The organism is Microvirga splendida, from assembly GCF_016427565.1.
GTDB lineage: Bacteria > Pseudomonadota > Alphaproteobacteria > Rhizobiales > Beijerinckiaceae > Microvirga > Microvirga splendida.
In genome coordinates, this window is sequence record NZ_JAELXT010000030.1 from 40,861 (window position 1) to 53,566 (window position 12,706).

A 12,706-nucleotide genomic window follows, 5' to 3' on the forward strand; every position below is an offset into this window, starting at 1 on the left:
TCGGCCCCGCTCCTCACATGCTTTCGTCAGATCACCGTGTCCGGTTCATCTGCTCCTGCATCTGCCGCATCACGGCCGTCATCTCGGCCATCTGCCTCTGCATCTGCTCCATGTTGGACGCCATCTGAGCGTTGCGCTGCATCATGGGGCAGCCGCCCTGCATCATGCCGCTCATCATTCCACCCTGTTGCCCGGGAGCCTGACCACTGGGGTTTGCTTGGCCGGTGCCGGGTTGCATCGTCCCCATGCCCTGCATCGGAGCGGCTGGCGCGGGACCCGGCGTTGAAGGGGCTGGCGCCGTCGCCTGAGCCAGGGCGGCCGTCCCGGCCAGCGCCAGAAGCCCGGTCAGGGCCAGTGGGGGAAAGGTTCTCATCGGATGTCTCCCATTTGCTGTCGTTGCTGTCGTGGAGCCCCCATCGTGATGTTGTAGTCCCGCCGCCCTGTTCCTGCGGCTTGCCTCGGGTTCATCGGCGCAGGTATTTCACCAACGCCGCGACCCCGGGGACGAGCAGGATGACGACCAGGAGCCAGACCAGGCCCATTCCCGCCATCATCCATCCCATGCCATCCATCATGCCCATGATCTGATGCTCGCTCACGAGTTCGACGCGCCGAAACTGCTCCAGGTCCGGCCCTGGTCCGTGCTGGTCAGCACCCGACCCTTGCCGGTCGAGGCGAACAGCCGATCCGGGTTCGTCGAGTCAACGGCGAGATGCAGGAAGTAGCCGCCGCCGAAATCATTACCTAGTTCAGTGAAGTTGAGCGGCTCCTCCGCCGAGCGCACCAGCCCGCGCCCGATGACGAAGGCGTAGAGCGTGCCGTCGGGCGTGACCTCCACGAGGCTCACGGGTGCGCCCCCGAGCTGCGGCTTCCAGGTCTTGCCGGCATCCTTGCTGACGAGCAGGCCCTCCTCCGTCGCGGCATAGAGCGTGTCCGCATTCTTCGCCGAGGCGGCGAGATCGATCAGCTTGTCGGGCGTGGGGCCGACCATCTTCCAGGTCTTGCCCGCGTCACGGCTGATCTGAAGCCCCTTGTGGGAGCCGTAGATCGTGTTCGGGTCGGCGGGGCTGACCGTCATCTGGTGGAAGTCCACCGGACCGTTTACGCCGGGTGACACCTGCGTCCAGGTTCTCCCCTGGTCGGTCGTGGTGATGAAGCCGAGATTGCCCCCCTGCGCCGGGTGCCCGCTGGCATAAAGCGTCTTCGGGTCGCTCGGATGTGGGTTGAAGCCCATGAAGTCCTGGACCTCGGAAACCCGCTCCGCCTTGCCGTCGGCGCCGGCACGGAACAGCCCGTGATGGGTGGCGATGAGCAGTTTGGATGGGTCCTGGCGATCCACGGCGAGACCGTGGATGTGCGTGTGGGCCGGAAGCTTGGAAACCTCCAGGGTCTCAGTTGCCTCCGAGCGGACGCTGTATCCGATGGTGGCGAGCGTGAGCGCAGCGGCTGCGGTAAGCGCGAGCTTGTTGGTGGTGATCTTCTTCATGTCTGAATCCTTGGGATCAGGGGGCGAGCCCACGGGCTTGGCCCGGGCGTTCATTGTTGAATTTCGCGCTGAGCGGGCGTGGTTGAGCAGGACAGCCCAGACATGTCTTTCGTGCACAGGCCGAGGACGCACATCGCCAGGCAGGGTGCAGCGGAGAGCAGCAGCGGGGCGATGCCCGCAGCAACAAGCCAGGGCCAGCCGAGCGCAAGGCTGCCCGTCAAGGGGACGATGGCGGCCACCAGCATCAGGCGGCGCCGGCTCCTCAGCAGGGATGGAACCCGGGATGCGGCCAAGCGCATCGAGGGCACGACGGAAGATGACGTCTGCATCTCGTTCTCCTCAAGTCATGGTCGGGATCGCGGACGCGCGCAGGCGCACATCCGCCGTGGCCGCGCATGGCGCGGCTTCAGCCGATCAGGATGGTTCGAGGAGGAGGAGGCTCGGGAAGGCGCGTGAGCCCGGAGCCGTCCAAGTCGGGGCTCGATGCGAGTCGCTCTGTCACGGCCACGGGCGTTCCTGCGGCGGCATGGGCAAGGATCATGGCCGATCCGGCGCAGAATGCTTTCGCGCAGGGCATGGGCGTGGCTGCATCGCCTTCGCAGTGGTCGCAATCGGCAGCCTCGGAGTCCATAGCTACTGAGGCGGTCATCTCGTGCATGTCATGAGCCACCATCTCATTCGGTACAGGCACCATCGTTCCCAGCACAAAGGCCAGGATAACAAGAAATGCACAGAGGGACCGGAGCAGCGGCATCATTCAGACCTAGTGATAGAATGGCCTATGGACAACTCACATGATCGTGTTGTTCTTTGCGGATCCCGCCCCGGAGGCCAGAGCGGGGGCTCACTGCACGCCCATCACCCGATCCTTGCCATCCGGAGGCGCAGTGAGTTGGCAATGACGCTCACCGACGACAGCGCCATGGCGGTGGCGGCGAGCACCGGCGAGAGCAACATCCCGAAGAACGGGTACAGCACCCCGGCCGCGACCGGCACGCCCGCGGCGTTGTAGATGAACGCGAAGAACAGGTTCTGTCGGATGTTGCGCATGGTTGCCTGGGAGAGCCGTCGCGCCCGCACGATCCCCGTCAGGTCGCCCTTGAGCAGCGTCACGCCCGCACTCTCGATGGCGACGTCGGTCCCTGAGCCCATGGCGATGCCTACGTCTGCCGCCGCAAGCGCCGGTGCGTCGTTGACCCCGTCACCAGCCATCGCGACCACGCGGCCTTCCCGGCGCAGGCGCTCGACCACGGCGCTCTTCTGGTCGGGCAGGACCTCCGCCTCGACTTCGTCGATGCCGAGCCGGCGCGCCACGGCTTCCGCCGTCGTGCGGTTGTCGCCTGTCAACATCACGACCCGGATGTTTTCCGCGCGCAGTCTCCTCAAGGCCTCCGGCGTGGTGGCCTTGACCGGATCGGCGATGGCGAGGATTCCGACCGGGCGTCCGTCAATGCCGACGAAGATCGCGGTTGCGCCTTCCCGGCGAAGTTCGTCCGCCTTGCCGGCGATGGCCTCGACGGGGATGCCCTGCTCGGCCAGGAACCTGGCGTTCCCGAGCGCCAAGCGTCGGCCCTCGACCATGCCGAGGGCGCCCTTGCCGACGGGCGAGTCGAAATCCGACACCTCGGCAAGGGGGATACTGCGCTCCATGGCGGCCGCCACGATGGCGGTGGCGAGCGGATGCTCGCTGGCCCGCTCGACACTGGCGGCAAGCCGCAGCAGCTCGGCCTCCGAAAGATCACCGATGGGCACGATAGCGGTGACGCTCGGCTTCCCCTCGGTCAGGGTTCCGGTCTTGTCGACGACAAGGGTGTCGACCTTCTCCATCCGCTCCAGCGCCTCGGCGTTCTTGATCAGCACGCCGCCCTGGGCGCCGCGTCCGACGGCGACCATGATCGACATCGGCGTTGCGAGCCCGAGTGCACAGGGACAGGCGATGATCACCACCGCAACCGCGGCGATGACGGCATAGGACAGGCGAGGCTCCGGTCCCCAGATCGCCCAGGCCGCGAAGGCCAGGAGGGCGATGACGATCACGATGGGCACGAACCAGCCCGAGACCTGGTCGGCCAGACGCTGGATCGGGGCGCGGCTGCGCTGGGCCTCCGACACCATCTGGACGATGCGCGAGAGCATGGTGTCGCGCCCGACCTTCTCGGCCCGCATGATGAAGCTGCCGGTCTGGTTGAGGGTGCCGGCGATCACCTTCGAGCCGGGTTCCTTCGTTACGGGCATCGACTCGCCCGTGACCATCGACTCGTCGACCGAGCAGCGCCCCTCCAGGACCTCGCCGTCCACGGGCACCTTCTCGCCCGGGCGCACCCGCAGGCGGTCGTCGACGGCAATGGTGTCGAGGCCAACTTCCTCGTCCGTGCCGTCCTCGCGCACCCGACGGGCGGTCTTGGGCGCGAGGTCGAGCAAGGCCCTGATGGCGCCCGAGGTCTGCTCCCGTGCCCGCAGTTCGAGCACCTGCCCGAGGAGGACGAGCACGGTGATCACCGCCGAGGCCTCGAAGTAGGCTGGGATGGCGCCGTCCGGACCGCGCAGCAGGGCCGGGAACACGCCCGGCGCGAGGGTTGCCACCATGCTGTAGGTCCAGGCCGCCCCGACGCCGAGGGCGATCAGGGTGAACATGTTGAGGCTACGGTTGACGAGCGACTGCCAGCCGCGGACGAAGAACGGCCAGCCCGCCCACAGCACGACGGGCGTGGCCAGGGTCATCTGGATCCAGTTCGAGGTCTGCTGGGCGATGTAATGCGAGATCCCAAGGAGATGCCCACCCATCTCGAGCACGAAGACCGGGATGGTGAGAACGAGGCCGATCCAGAACCGCCGCGTCATGTCGGTGAGTTCGGGATTTGGGCCAGAGTCCGTGGTCACCAGGACGGGCTCGAGTGCCATGCCGCAGATCGGGCAGGAGCCGGGGCCGACCTGCCGGACCTCCGGATGCATGGGGCAGGTGTAGACCGTTCCCTCCGGCACTGGCTCATCGGTCTTCTTGACCTCCTCCGCCGAGAGGTATCGGGCGGGATCGGTCTCGAACTTCGACCGGCATCCGGCCGAGCAGAAGTAGTACGGCTTCCCGCCATGCTTGGTGCGGTGCGGGGTAACGTGCGGATCGACCATCATCCCGCAGACGGCATCCCTTACCTTCCCGGCATTCGCCGCAGGCTCATGATGCTGGTGTCCCGTGTGGGCGCCATGACCGTGATGGGCATGGCCTTGGTGCCCGTGTCCCTTGGTGGCGTGGTCGTCGTTCATGGCATTCCCCACTGGCGTTCACGTTCGATGCGGGCAGTCTGCGGCTTCCCACGATGGCAAGGTCAACGCCTGGTGGGCTGCCCGACCGTCACATCCGCTACCGTCCTTTCTGGATTCTGACGACGCTGATCTGGCCGTTCACGCGGTCGGCCTGGAACCGGATCCTGTCGCCGGCCTTCACGCCCTTGAGCAGCGCCGGATCCTGCGACCGGAAAACCATCGTCATCGCGTCCATGTTCAGGTTCGGGATCGGTCCGTGGTCGATGGTCACCTTGCCCTGGGCTGCGTCGACCTTCTCCACCGTGCCGGTGACCATGGGGAGGTTTGCCGCCGTTGGCTGAGCCGGAGTCGATTGCGCTCCGCCGGTCCCGAACCTCACGACCGAAATCTGTCCGTTCACGCGGTCGGCCTGGAACTGCACCTTGTCCCCGGCCTTCACGCCCTGGAGCAGGGCAGGATCCTGAACCCGGAACACCATGGTCATGGCGTCCATGTCGAGGTTCGGGATCGGACCATGGTCGATGGTGACCTTTCCGGCGCCCGCATCGACTTTCTCGATCGTGCCGGACACGGTCGGGAGGTTCGCTGCGGCAGGTTGGGCAGCGGCTTGCCCCGGGGCGGCGGCTTGGGCCTGCGGGGCCGGGATGGAAGCCCCCTTCTGGTCGAGCGGTCCCGAGCCATGCGGAGGCTGGTCCAGCTTGGCGCGATAGTCCGCCTGACGGTTACGGACCTGCCACTCCTTCAGCTCGCTGATCTGCTTCTGCTGCTCGTCGAGGATCTTCTGCGCAACCTGGCGGAGCTGCTCGTCCGCGCCGTGCTCGAGCTGCGTGCGGGCGAGGAAGATTAGGTCCTCGTGGTGGGCGATGAGCAGGGCCGCGAAATCCTTGTCAGGATCGCCGGCGAGCTTCATGTCCTTGAAGCGGTCGTCCATGACCTCGCGGACGCGCTCGTAGGCCGCCGGCGCTCCCTTGGCGGGTTGCGCCTGCGCGATCCCGTTCGGGCCGCCCGCTCCGACGGCCAGCAGGGCCCCGACGGCGGTGAGGGTGAGGGTCAAGCGTTTCATGATGAGTGCCTCTCATTCAGGAGGATCGCCCCGCGGAGCCATGCCGCGGGGCGGTGCGGGCCTTACGAGCCCTTCTTGATCGAGGTGACGGAGATCTGGCCGTTCACCCGGTCGGCGGTGAACTGCACCTTGTCGCCGGCCTTCAGGCCCTTGAGCAGGTTCGGGTCCTGGGCGCGGAACACCATGGTCATGGCCTCCATGTTTAGGTTCTGGATCGGGCCGTGGTCGATCGTGATCTTGCCCTGGGTGGTGTCGACCTTCTCGACGGTACCGGTGACCGTCGGCAGGTTCTGCGCGAGGGCGGCGCCGGAGAGGCTCAGCGCGGCAATCAGGCTGATGGCGATACGCTTCATGGGAAACTCCTTCTTGGATCTTGATGGCGAGGGGATCGGGTCCGTCACTTGACGACGACGGTGCCCTTCATGCCGGACTCGTAGTGGCCCGGGATCAGGCAGGCGAACTCGAAGGTGCCGGCCTTGGTGAAGCGCCAGACGATCTCGTTTGAGGCGCTGGGTGCGAGCCGCTTCCCGTTCGGGTCGTCGTGCTCCATGTCCGGGTTCTTCTCCATCTGGATCTTGTGCTTGGCGTTGTTCGCGGCCGAGTCGAGCATGAACTCATGTTCGACCTGCCCGGCGTTCCTGAGAACGAACCTCACCTGCTCGCCGCGCCTGATCTCGACCTTGCTCGGCTCGAACAGCATCTTCGCGTCATCGGTTTCCTTCATGGTGACCTCGATGGTGCGCGCGACGGGTTTGTTCGGGTCGCCCGGCTCGCCAGCCGCGAACGTCCTGTGGCTGTGGCCGGGCTCGGCCGGGGCGGCCAACGCCGGTCCGGTCGAAAGCGCCAGTGCGGCGGCGCCCACGAGGGCGGAAATGCGTGTGTTCATCGATTGCTCCTTCGGCATCGGTTCCTGTCGGGGTCAGTGGTTGTCGTGGCCGCCGGCGGTGCGGACGGGTCTCTTGCGTCGGTCGATGGCGCGGAACTCCGTCGCCTTGACGCCGCTGTCGGGCGGGGTCGCCCTGGCGGGCTCGGCGAGTTGCTCGCCGGTCCACTCGTAGGCGACGGTCCCCTCCGGGTGCTTGTACCAGCCCGGGTCCCTGTAATCGTCGGCCGCCAGCCCGGGGCGCACCTTCACGACCGAGAACATGCCACCCATCTCGACGGGCCCGAACTGGGCGAACCCCGTCATCATCGGCAGCGTGTTGTCGGGCAGCGGCATCTCCATCGAGCCCATTTCGCCCATGCCGGCCGAGCCCATCGGCATGTAGCCCGGCGCCACCTTCTTGATGGCGGCGGCGGTCCTCTTCATGTTCACGCCGATGTAGGTCTTCACGTCATGGCCCATGGCGTTCATGGTGTGGTGCGACTTGTGGCAGTGGATCGCCCAGTCTCCGGGGGCGTCCGCGACGAACTCGAACGCGCGCATCTGCCCGACCGCGACGTCCACCGATACCTCCGGCCAGGCCGCCCCCTCCGGCACCCAGCCGCCGTCGGTGCCGGTGACCTTGAAGTCGTAGCCGTGCATGTGGATCGGGTGGTTCGTCATTGTGAGATTGCCGAACCGGACGCGGACCTTGTCGCCCTGGCGCACCACGAGCGGGTCGATGCCGGGGAACACGCGCGAGTTCCAGCACCAGAGATTGAAGTCGAGCATCGTGTTGACCTTCGGCACGTAAGACCCGGCCTCGATGTCGAACGCGTTGAGCAGGAAGACGAAGTCGCGGTCGACCCGGCGCTCGGCCGGGTCGCGCGGGTGCACGACGAAGAAGCCCATCATGCCCATCGCCATCTGGACCATCTCGTCCGAGTGCGGGTGGTACATGAAGGTACCGGATTTCTGGCAGATGAACTCGTACACGAAGGTCTTGCCCGGCGGGATGTGCGGCTGGGTCAGTCCCCCGACGCCGTCCATGCCGTTGGGCAGGAGCTGTCCGTGCCAGTGCACCGCCGTGTTCTCCGGCAGTTTGTTGGTCACGAAGATGCGCACCTTGTCGCCCTCGACCGCCTCGATGGTCGGTCCCGGGGATTGGCCGTTGTAGCCCCACAAGTGCGCCTTCATGCCGGGCGCGAGTTCGCGCACGACAGGTTCGGCGACGAGGTGGAACTCCTTCCAGTCGCCGTTCTGGCGCCACGGTAGGGTCCAGCCGTTGAGGGTCACGACGGGCTGGTAGTCCGGTCCGCTCTTGGGGTAGAGCGGCGGCTGCATGGTGCCCTCGGTCATGGTCGGCGCCTCGGGCAGGCTAGCGGCCTGCGTGCGTCCGCTGACCATGGAGGCGCCGGCGAGAGCCAAGCCCCCGGCGCCGAGGAAGTTCCTGCGCGATAGGTCCGTCATCGTGGTCTCTCCGTTGTTGTCAGTGCGCGGCCGCGCCGCCGCCCCCGGCGGCAGCCACGGCCTCTCCGCCACCGCTTTCCGCACCACCACCGGCCCCGCCGCCGATGAGGGCGGCCTTGAGGTCCGTGGCGGCGACCCAGAAGTCGCGGCGGGCGTTGATGGCGTCGACGTTGCTGAGGATGCGGGCACGGGCGTCGAGGATGAGCTGGCTCACGTCGACGAGCATGCCGCTGTACTGGAGCAGGGCCTCGTCCTGGATGGTCTTCTGGAGGGGCAGGACGCGTCCCTGGTAGTGGCGGGCGAGGTCGTAGTTGCCGCGATAGCGGGCGTACGCCTCACGCGCCTCTGAGCGGACATTGACGGCCCGCTCGGCCAGGCGGTTCGCGGCCGCCATGTAGGCCTCCTGCGCGCCGCGCGTCGCCGTGGCCCCGAAGTCGAAGATCGGGATGGTGAACTCCACCTCGAGGCCGCGACGGTTGATCTTCTCCTTCTCGACCTCGACCTCGCCGTGGTCGACCGAGACGGACTTGGCCCGCTCGTAGCTCGAGATGCCGGCGAGCTCAACGTCGGTGACGTAGCGGGTGGCGCTGGTCAGGCCGTACTGCCCCGCAACGGCGTTCAGGTCATGGCGCAGCGCCTGGAGGTCGACGCGGCTCTCCAACGCACGGCGCTCGATGTCCTTGGCGGTCGCGATGCGGGCCGGGAGCGGCGGCAGGGAGTTCGGCAGGCGGAAGTCGACGTCGCGTCCCCAGACGCCGAGCTGCCGGATCAGGCGTTCGCGCTCGACCTTCTGCTCGATCCGGGCACGGGCGAGCTGGGCCCCGAGTTCCTGGTAGAAGGCGTGCTCGCGGGCCTGCTCGAGCTTGTTGATGGCGCCGCTCTCGCCGAGCTGCTTGGTGAGTTCCGAGGCCGTCTCGGCGGTCGCCAGCGCCTGCTGCATGAAGGCGACCTGCTGGTTGGCGGCGATCGTGCGGTAGTACTGCCGCCGGGTCTCTGCGGCGAGCCGCAGGACGGCCTCGGCGGTCCGGAACTGGGCCGCGCGGAAGCGCTGCTCTGCGACGGCCGCCCGAGCCGGCAGGGTGGCGAGCTCGAACAGTCCGATCAGGATCTGGCGCTCGATCTCCAGTTCCAGGCTGCCGCCGAGACGGGACAGGGCCACCGTTGGGTTCGGCGGCAGGGTCGCCTGGACGTACTCGGCTTCCGAGACGCCGAGATCGTTGAAGGCGGCTTGCAGGCCCCGGTTCTTGAGCAGAGCGATCTGGACGGCGCTGTCGGCGGTCAGGGGGCGTCTGAGGAGGGCGTGAGCGTGCTGTTGCGTCGCGAGGGCATCGGCCTCGCTGGCAACCTTCACGACGTCCTTGTTCAACTCGGCGTACGCGACCGTCTGCGCGGTCGAGAGCCCACCGTCGGCCGAGAATGAGACGCAGCCGCCCAGCATCAGGGCGGAGGCGACGCCTCCGAGCAGCCGCAGCCGGCGCGCAGGTTCCGCATGGTCATTGTCAGTCATTGTTGTGGTGTCCTTGCGCATGGATCATCGGCCGCGTCGGGCGGCATCGTCGCTATCGCCGCGCTCCGGATTGGCTCCGGGCGCGACGCGTCGGTTGAGCTCCCGCCAGTCGAGAGGATCAACGACGTCGTACGCGCGCACGCCTGCCGTGACGGCGGAGTAGGTCGGCGGACGGGTGCCCACGGCGGGATCCGCAGCCGCGACGAGGTAGGAGGGATGTTGGGTCGGCACGCAGGCAGCCAGGCCGAGGCCGAGCGCCGCCATTGGGATCAGTTTCAGCATGGGATCCGTCTCCGGACGGACCTCCACGGCAGGATCGACGCGGTGATGACAGCGGGACGGGCGGCGCATCCGCCCGTCGTCACGGGTCCGGCGTTCTGATCATTCGCTCGGGAGGGTGACCGTCTTGAGTTTCACGTCGGGCAGGGCTGGCCTTGGCAGCCGCCATGCCGCTGCGTGCGGGCGATGATCGCCCGCTCCTGGGTCAGGCGGTTCGTGGCGGCCTGTCGAGTCCGCCCGGGATGACGCCTTCGACCTGTTGGTCGCCGACCACGGCAAGAACGGCCGCGGAGGCGCAGGGCATGTGAAGCACGGGAGCGGTAAGCGCCTGGACGGCGTGGCAGGCACCCATGGTGCAGCAGTCCGTCCCGCCACTGCCGTGATCCCCCGAGGCGGGGTCGCCACAGTCATTGCGGGCCGAGGCATGGTAATGGGCCGACGCAGGCTCCACGTCGGCTACGCCCCCGTGCGAGTGCGTTGCATGGTCATGCCCGAGGATGGTCGCCGCCGATGCGGGATGCTCACCCGAGGCAGCCGCATGCGGCGTGGAAATCACGAGGATTCCCGCGGTGACCGCAAGCAGAACAGCGATGATGAGGCCCATCAGCCGCAAGGGAAGTCTCCCGTCCGTCAGAATCGTATGTGTGTCACGAACCGACTGCTTCGACAAGGCGGTCATGGAGGGCGTGCGACCTTCCGGACCGCCTTGTCCGTGCCGCGTCAGGCCGCCTCGGAGGGCGTGTATCCGGCCTCGGCGACGACGGCCTTCACCGCCGCCAGGTCGGCCGTGCCGCGGATCGACACAAGCTTCGAGGCCGGGTCCGCGTCGACCTGCGTTCCGGGCAGGCTGGACTCGACCGCATTCTTGATCGTGCCGGCACAGTGTCCGCAGGTCATGTCCTCGACGCGCAGGGTCAGGCTGCCGGCCTTGGGCATCGGCGTCTGTCCGGTGTTCCCGGACTGGTGGGTTGAGCATCCGCACATGTCTTGTCGCTCCTTTGCGATGGTGAGGATTCGGATGCTGCGGGTTCCAACAGTGGCAAGGTCAAGGGCAGTCTCGCACTCGCCGGCGTTCTACCCGCGTAATATACCCGCTACCTTATTTATTGCGGAACAGGAGATCATGTCCCACACCACTAAGGACAAGGCGAAGCTGCTGGCGCGGGTGCGCCGGATCCGGGGCCATGTTGAGGCGGTCGAGCGCGCCCTGGAGGCGGAGATCGGCTGCGCCGACGTGCTGATGCTGGTCTCCTCGGTGCGCGGGGCGGTCAACGGCCTGACGGCCGAGTTGATGGAGGAGCACATCCGCTATCATGTGGTCGACCCCGCCCGGGAGTCGGACGCCGACCGCGCCTGCGGCGCCCAGGAACTGATCGACGTGGTCCGCACCTACCTGAAATGAGACGCGGCTCCCCCACGGACGAACCTGAGAGGTGACCCGATGCATGGCCCTTCCCTGCAATCCTTGCAGCACGCGCATGTCTTCCTGGGCGACAACCACGAGCGGAACGAGCGCCGGACTTGGTTCGTGATCGCCCTGACCGCCACCATGATGGTAGTCGAGATCGTCGCCGGCACGCTCTACGGCTCAATTGCGCTCGTCGCCGACGGCTGGCACATGTCCACGCATGCCGCCGCCATGCTGATCAGCGCGCTGGCGTACCTTTACGCCCGCCGGCACGCCCGTGACCCTCGCTTCACCTTCGGCACGGGTAAGCTGGGCGACCTCGCCGGCTCCGCGAGTGCCATCCTCCTCGCCCTCATTGCCCTGCTGATCGGGTGGGAGAGCCTGCTGCGTCTGGCCAACCCCGTTCCCATCGACTTCGGCCAGGCGACCGCCGTCGCGATCATCGGCCTCGTGGTGAACCTCGCCAGCGCCTGGGTTCTGAAGGACGACCACCATCACCACGGGCACCATCATGGCCACCAGCACCATGACCGTGATGCGCACCATGGCCATCACCATCACGGTCACTCCCATGCCTCAGGGCGCGACAACAACCTGCGTGCTGCCTACCTGCATGTCCTGGCGGATGCCCTGACCTCGGTGCTGGCCATCGTGGCCCTGCTGGCGGGCCGCACCTATGGCTAGCTCTGGCTCGACCCGCTGATCGGCATCGTCGGCGCCCTGGTGATCGCCCGCTGGTCCTGGGGCCTCATCCTCGACGCCGGAGCCATCCTCCTGGACGTCGTTCCGGAGGGCGAGGACCTGCCGGACGAGATCCGCGAGGCACTGGAAGGCGAGGGTGACCGGATCACCGACCTGCATGTCTGGCAGGTCGGCCCGGGACACCACGCGGCGATCGTATCGCTGGCTACGCCAGCTCCCAAGGCACCTTCGACCTACAAGGAGCGGCTGTCCCATCTCCACGAGTTGTCGCATGTGACCGTCGAGGTCCAGCCGCTTCCGGCATGATCCGGGCGGCACCCCTGAGGGCAGTCCATGAGGCTGCTGCCGGAATGGGCAGGATACGGGAATCCCTGGGTGGACAGTCTGTCCACAGCTTGGCAAGGACTGGCTATCCTGCCTTTCCCTATTGCCTTGGACCTGAATGACCTCATTGCCTCTCAACCCCGATGACGAAGCCCTCCATCGCCTTGTGGAGGCCCTCACGGAGAGCGGACAGGCCGTCTCCATCTTCGATGCCGAGGACAATCTCCGGTACGCCAACAAGACCTACCGGGGCATGTTCCTTGGGGACTAAGTACAGCGTCGGAACTCATGTGGGATGTGCACCGATGATAGTGCGCACTCTGTCCGGGCTGTGGTTGCAGCGG

16 protein-coding genes and 3 pseudogenes are annotated in these 12,706 nt (G+C 67.0%); 3 read left to right on the top strand and 16 right to left on the bottom strand.

Annotation, left to right across the window (positions count from 1 at the left end; genetic code table 11):
* Positions 1-31: 31 nt before the first annotated feature.
* The 16 genes and pseudogenes from JAO75_RS20310 to JAO75_RS20370 all read right to left on the bottom strand — a co-directional run bounded on the left by JAO75_RS20310 (position 32) and on the right by JAO75_RS20370 (position 10,912).
* Complete coding sequence (locus JAO75_RS20310; protein WP_199050965.1) at positions 32-373, bottom strand: hypothetical protein; 342 nt, start codon at positions 371-373, stop codon at positions 32-34.
* Between the two features lie 91 nt (positions 374-464).
* Positions 465-599 carry a hypothetical protein gene (locus JAO75_RS25240; protein ID WP_281433537.1) on the bottom strand — a complete coding sequence of 45 codons (135 nt, stop codon included), beginning with the start codon at positions 597-599 and terminating at the stop codon, positions 465-467.
* Positions 596-1,486, bottom strand: a complete 891-nt coding sequence (locus JAO75_RS20315) for a F510_1955 family glycosylhydrolase (RefSeq protein WP_199050966.1) — start codon at positions 1,484-1,486, stop codon at positions 596-598. Before JAO75_RS20315 ends, JAO75_RS25240 begins: the two co-directional genes overlap by 4 nt.
* Positions 1,487-1,536: 50 nt before the next feature.
* Positions 1,537-1,815, bottom strand: coding sequence for a hypothetical protein (locus JAO75_RS20320; protein WP_199050982.1), 279 nt, complete (start codon positions 1,813-1,815; stop codon positions 1,537-1,539).
* Positions 1,816-1,892: 77 nt separating this feature from the next.
* Positions 1,893-2,135, bottom strand: a complete 243-nt coding sequence (locus tag JAO75_RS20325; RefSeq protein WP_199050967.1) for a hypothetical protein — start codon at positions 2,133-2,135, stop codon at positions 1,893-1,895.
* A gap of 209 nt (positions 2,136-2,344) precedes the next feature.
* Positions 2,345-4,747 (bottom strand): heavy metal translocating P-type ATPase, encoded by a 2,403-nt coding sequence (locus JAO75_RS20330; protein ID WP_199050968.1) that lies wholly within the window; start codon positions 4,745-4,747, stop codon positions 2,345-2,347.
* Positions 4,748-4,844: 97 nt separating this feature from the next.
* Positions 4,845-5,063 (bottom strand): copper-binding protein, encoded by a 219-nt coding sequence (locus JAO75_RS25515; protein ID WP_425523209.1) that lies wholly within the window; start codon positions 5,061-5,063, stop codon positions 4,845-4,847.
* Between the two features lie 63 nt (positions 5,064-5,126).
* Positions 5,127-5,393, bottom strand: a pseudogene (locus JAO75_RS25520) (copper-binding protein); the annotation flags it as partial.
* Positions 5,394-5,492: 99 nt separating this feature from the next.
* A pseudogene (locus JAO75_RS25525) lies at positions 5,493-5,810 on the bottom strand (DUF305 domain-containing protein); the annotation flags it as partial.
* Positions 5,811-5,872: 62 nt separating this feature from the next.
* Complete coding sequence (locus JAO75_RS20340; RefSeq protein WP_199050969.1) at positions 5,873-6,163, bottom strand: copper-binding protein; 291 nt, start codon at positions 6,161-6,163, stop codon at positions 5,873-5,875.
* A 44-nt stretch (positions 6,164-6,207) separates the two neighbouring features.
* Entirely contained in the window at positions 6,208-6,696 is a 489-nt protein-coding gene (locus JAO75_RS20345; RefSeq protein ID WP_199050970.1) for a cupredoxin domain-containing protein, read from the bottom strand.
* Positions 6,697-6,729: 33 nt separating this feature from the next.
* Positions 6,730-8,142, bottom strand: a complete 1,413-nt coding sequence (locus JAO75_RS20350; protein ID WP_199050971.1) for a multicopper oxidase family protein — start codon at positions 8,140-8,142, stop codon at positions 6,730-6,732.
* 19 nt (positions 8,143-8,161) lie between these two features.
* Positions 8,162-9,649, bottom strand: a complete 1,488-nt coding sequence (locus JAO75_RS20355) for a TolC family protein (RefSeq protein WP_246742623.1) — start codon at positions 9,647-9,649, stop codon at positions 8,162-8,164.
* A 24-nt stretch (positions 9,650-9,673) separates the two neighbouring features.
* Entirely contained in the window at positions 9,674-10,000 is a 327-nt protein-coding gene (locus JAO75_RS20360; protein WP_246742624.1) for a hypothetical protein, read from the bottom strand.
* Between the two features lie 133 nt (positions 10,001-10,133).
* On the bottom strand, positions 10,134-10,607 hold the full coding sequence (locus tag JAO75_RS20365; protein WP_199050973.1) for a hypothetical protein: 474 nt from the start codon (positions 10,605-10,607) through the stop codon (positions 10,134-10,136).
* A gap of 41 nt (positions 10,608-10,648) precedes the next feature.
* On the bottom strand, positions 10,649-10,912 hold the full coding sequence (locus JAO75_RS20370; RefSeq protein WP_246742625.1) for a heavy-metal-associated domain-containing protein: 264 nt from the start codon (positions 10,910-10,912) through the stop codon (positions 10,649-10,651).
* 139 nt (positions 10,913-11,051) lie between these two features.
* Here JAO75_RS20370 and JAO75_RS20375 point away from each other — a divergent pair, with 139 nt between their 5' ends.
* The 3 genes and pseudogenes from JAO75_RS20375 to JAO75_RS20385 all read left to right on the top strand — a co-directional run bounded on the left by JAO75_RS20375 (position 11,052) and on the right by JAO75_RS20385 (position 12,633).
* Positions 11,052-11,330, top strand: coding sequence for a metal/formaldehyde-sensitive transcriptional repressor (locus JAO75_RS20375; RefSeq protein WP_199050974.1), 279 nt, complete (start codon positions 11,052-11,054; stop codon positions 11,328-11,330).
* A 39-nt stretch (positions 11,331-11,369) separates the two neighbouring features.
* Positions 11,370-12,344: pseudogene (dmeF, locus tag JAO75_RS20380) on the top strand (CDF family Co(II)/Ni(II) efflux transporter DmeF).
* 136 nt (positions 12,345-12,480) lie between these two features.
* Positions 12,481-12,633 (top strand): hypothetical protein, encoded by a 153-nt coding sequence (locus tag JAO75_RS20385; protein ID WP_199050975.1) that lies wholly within the window; start codon positions 12,481-12,483, stop codon positions 12,631-12,633.
* Positions 12,634-12,706: the final 73 nt, after the last annotated feature.

What these genes read in the sequence shown, in the direction of transcription:
- JAO75_RS20310 (WP_199050965.1), bottom strand. Translation starts at nt 373, where the DNA reads ATGAGAACCTTTCCCCCACTGGCCCTGACCGGGCTTCTGGCGCTGGCC.
- JAO75_RS20315 (WP_199050966.1), bottom strand. Translation starts at nt 1,486, where the DNA reads ATGAAGAAGATCACCACCAACAAGCTCGCGCTTACCGCAGCCGCTGCG.
- JAO75_RS20320 (WP_199050982.1), bottom strand. Translation starts at nt 1,815, where the DNA reads ATGCAGACGTCATCTTCCGTCGTGCCCTCGATGCGCTTGGCCGCATCC.
- JAO75_RS20325 (WP_199050967.1), bottom strand. Translation starts at nt 2,135, where the DNA reads ATGACCGCCTCAGTAGCTATGGACTCCGAGGCTGCCGATTGCGACCAC.
- JAO75_RS20330 (WP_199050968.1), bottom strand. Translation starts at nt 4,747, where the DNA reads ATGAACGACGACCACGCCACCAAGGGACACGGGCACCAAGGCCATGCC.
- JAO75_RS25515 (WP_425523209.1), bottom strand. Translation starts at nt 5,063, where the DNA reads ATGGTCACCGGCACGGTGGAGAAGGTCGACGCAGCCCAGGGCAAGGTG.
- JAO75_RS20340 (WP_199050969.1), bottom strand. Translation starts at nt 6,163, where the DNA reads ATGAAGCGTATCGCCATCAGCCTGATTGCCGCGCTGAGCCTCTCCGGC.
- JAO75_RS20345 (WP_199050970.1), bottom strand. Translation starts at nt 6,696, where the DNA reads ATGAACACACGCATTTCCGCCCTCGTGGGCGCCGCCGCACTGGCGCTT.
- JAO75_RS20350 (WP_199050971.1), bottom strand. Translation starts at nt 8,142, where the DNA reads ATGACGGACCTATCGCGCAGGAACTTCCTCGGCGCCGGGGGCTTGGCT.
- JAO75_RS20355 (WP_246742623.1), bottom strand. Translation starts at nt 9,649, where the DNA reads ATGACTGACAATGACCATGCGGAACCTGCGCGCCGGCTGCGGCTGCTC.
- JAO75_RS20360 (WP_246742624.1), bottom strand. Translation starts at nt 10,000, where the DNA reads ATGCGCCGCCCGTCCCGCTGTCATCACCGCGTCGATCCTGCCGTGGAG.
- JAO75_RS20365 (WP_199050973.1), bottom strand. Translation starts at nt 10,607, where the DNA reads ATGACCGCCTTGTCGAAGCAGTCGGTTCGTGACACACATACGATTCTG.
- JAO75_RS20370 (WP_246742625.1), bottom strand. Translation starts at nt 10,912, where the DNA reads ATGTGCGGATGCTCAACCCACCAGTCCGGGAACACCGGACAGACGCCG.
- JAO75_RS20375 (WP_199050974.1), top strand. Translation starts at nt 11,052, where the DNA reads ATGTCCCACACCACTAAGGACAAGGCGAAGCTGCTGGCGCGGGTGCGC.
- JAO75_RS20385 (WP_199050975.1), top strand. Translation starts at nt 12,481, where the DNA reads ATGACCTCATTGCCTCTCAACCCCGATGACGAAGCCCTCCATCGCCTT.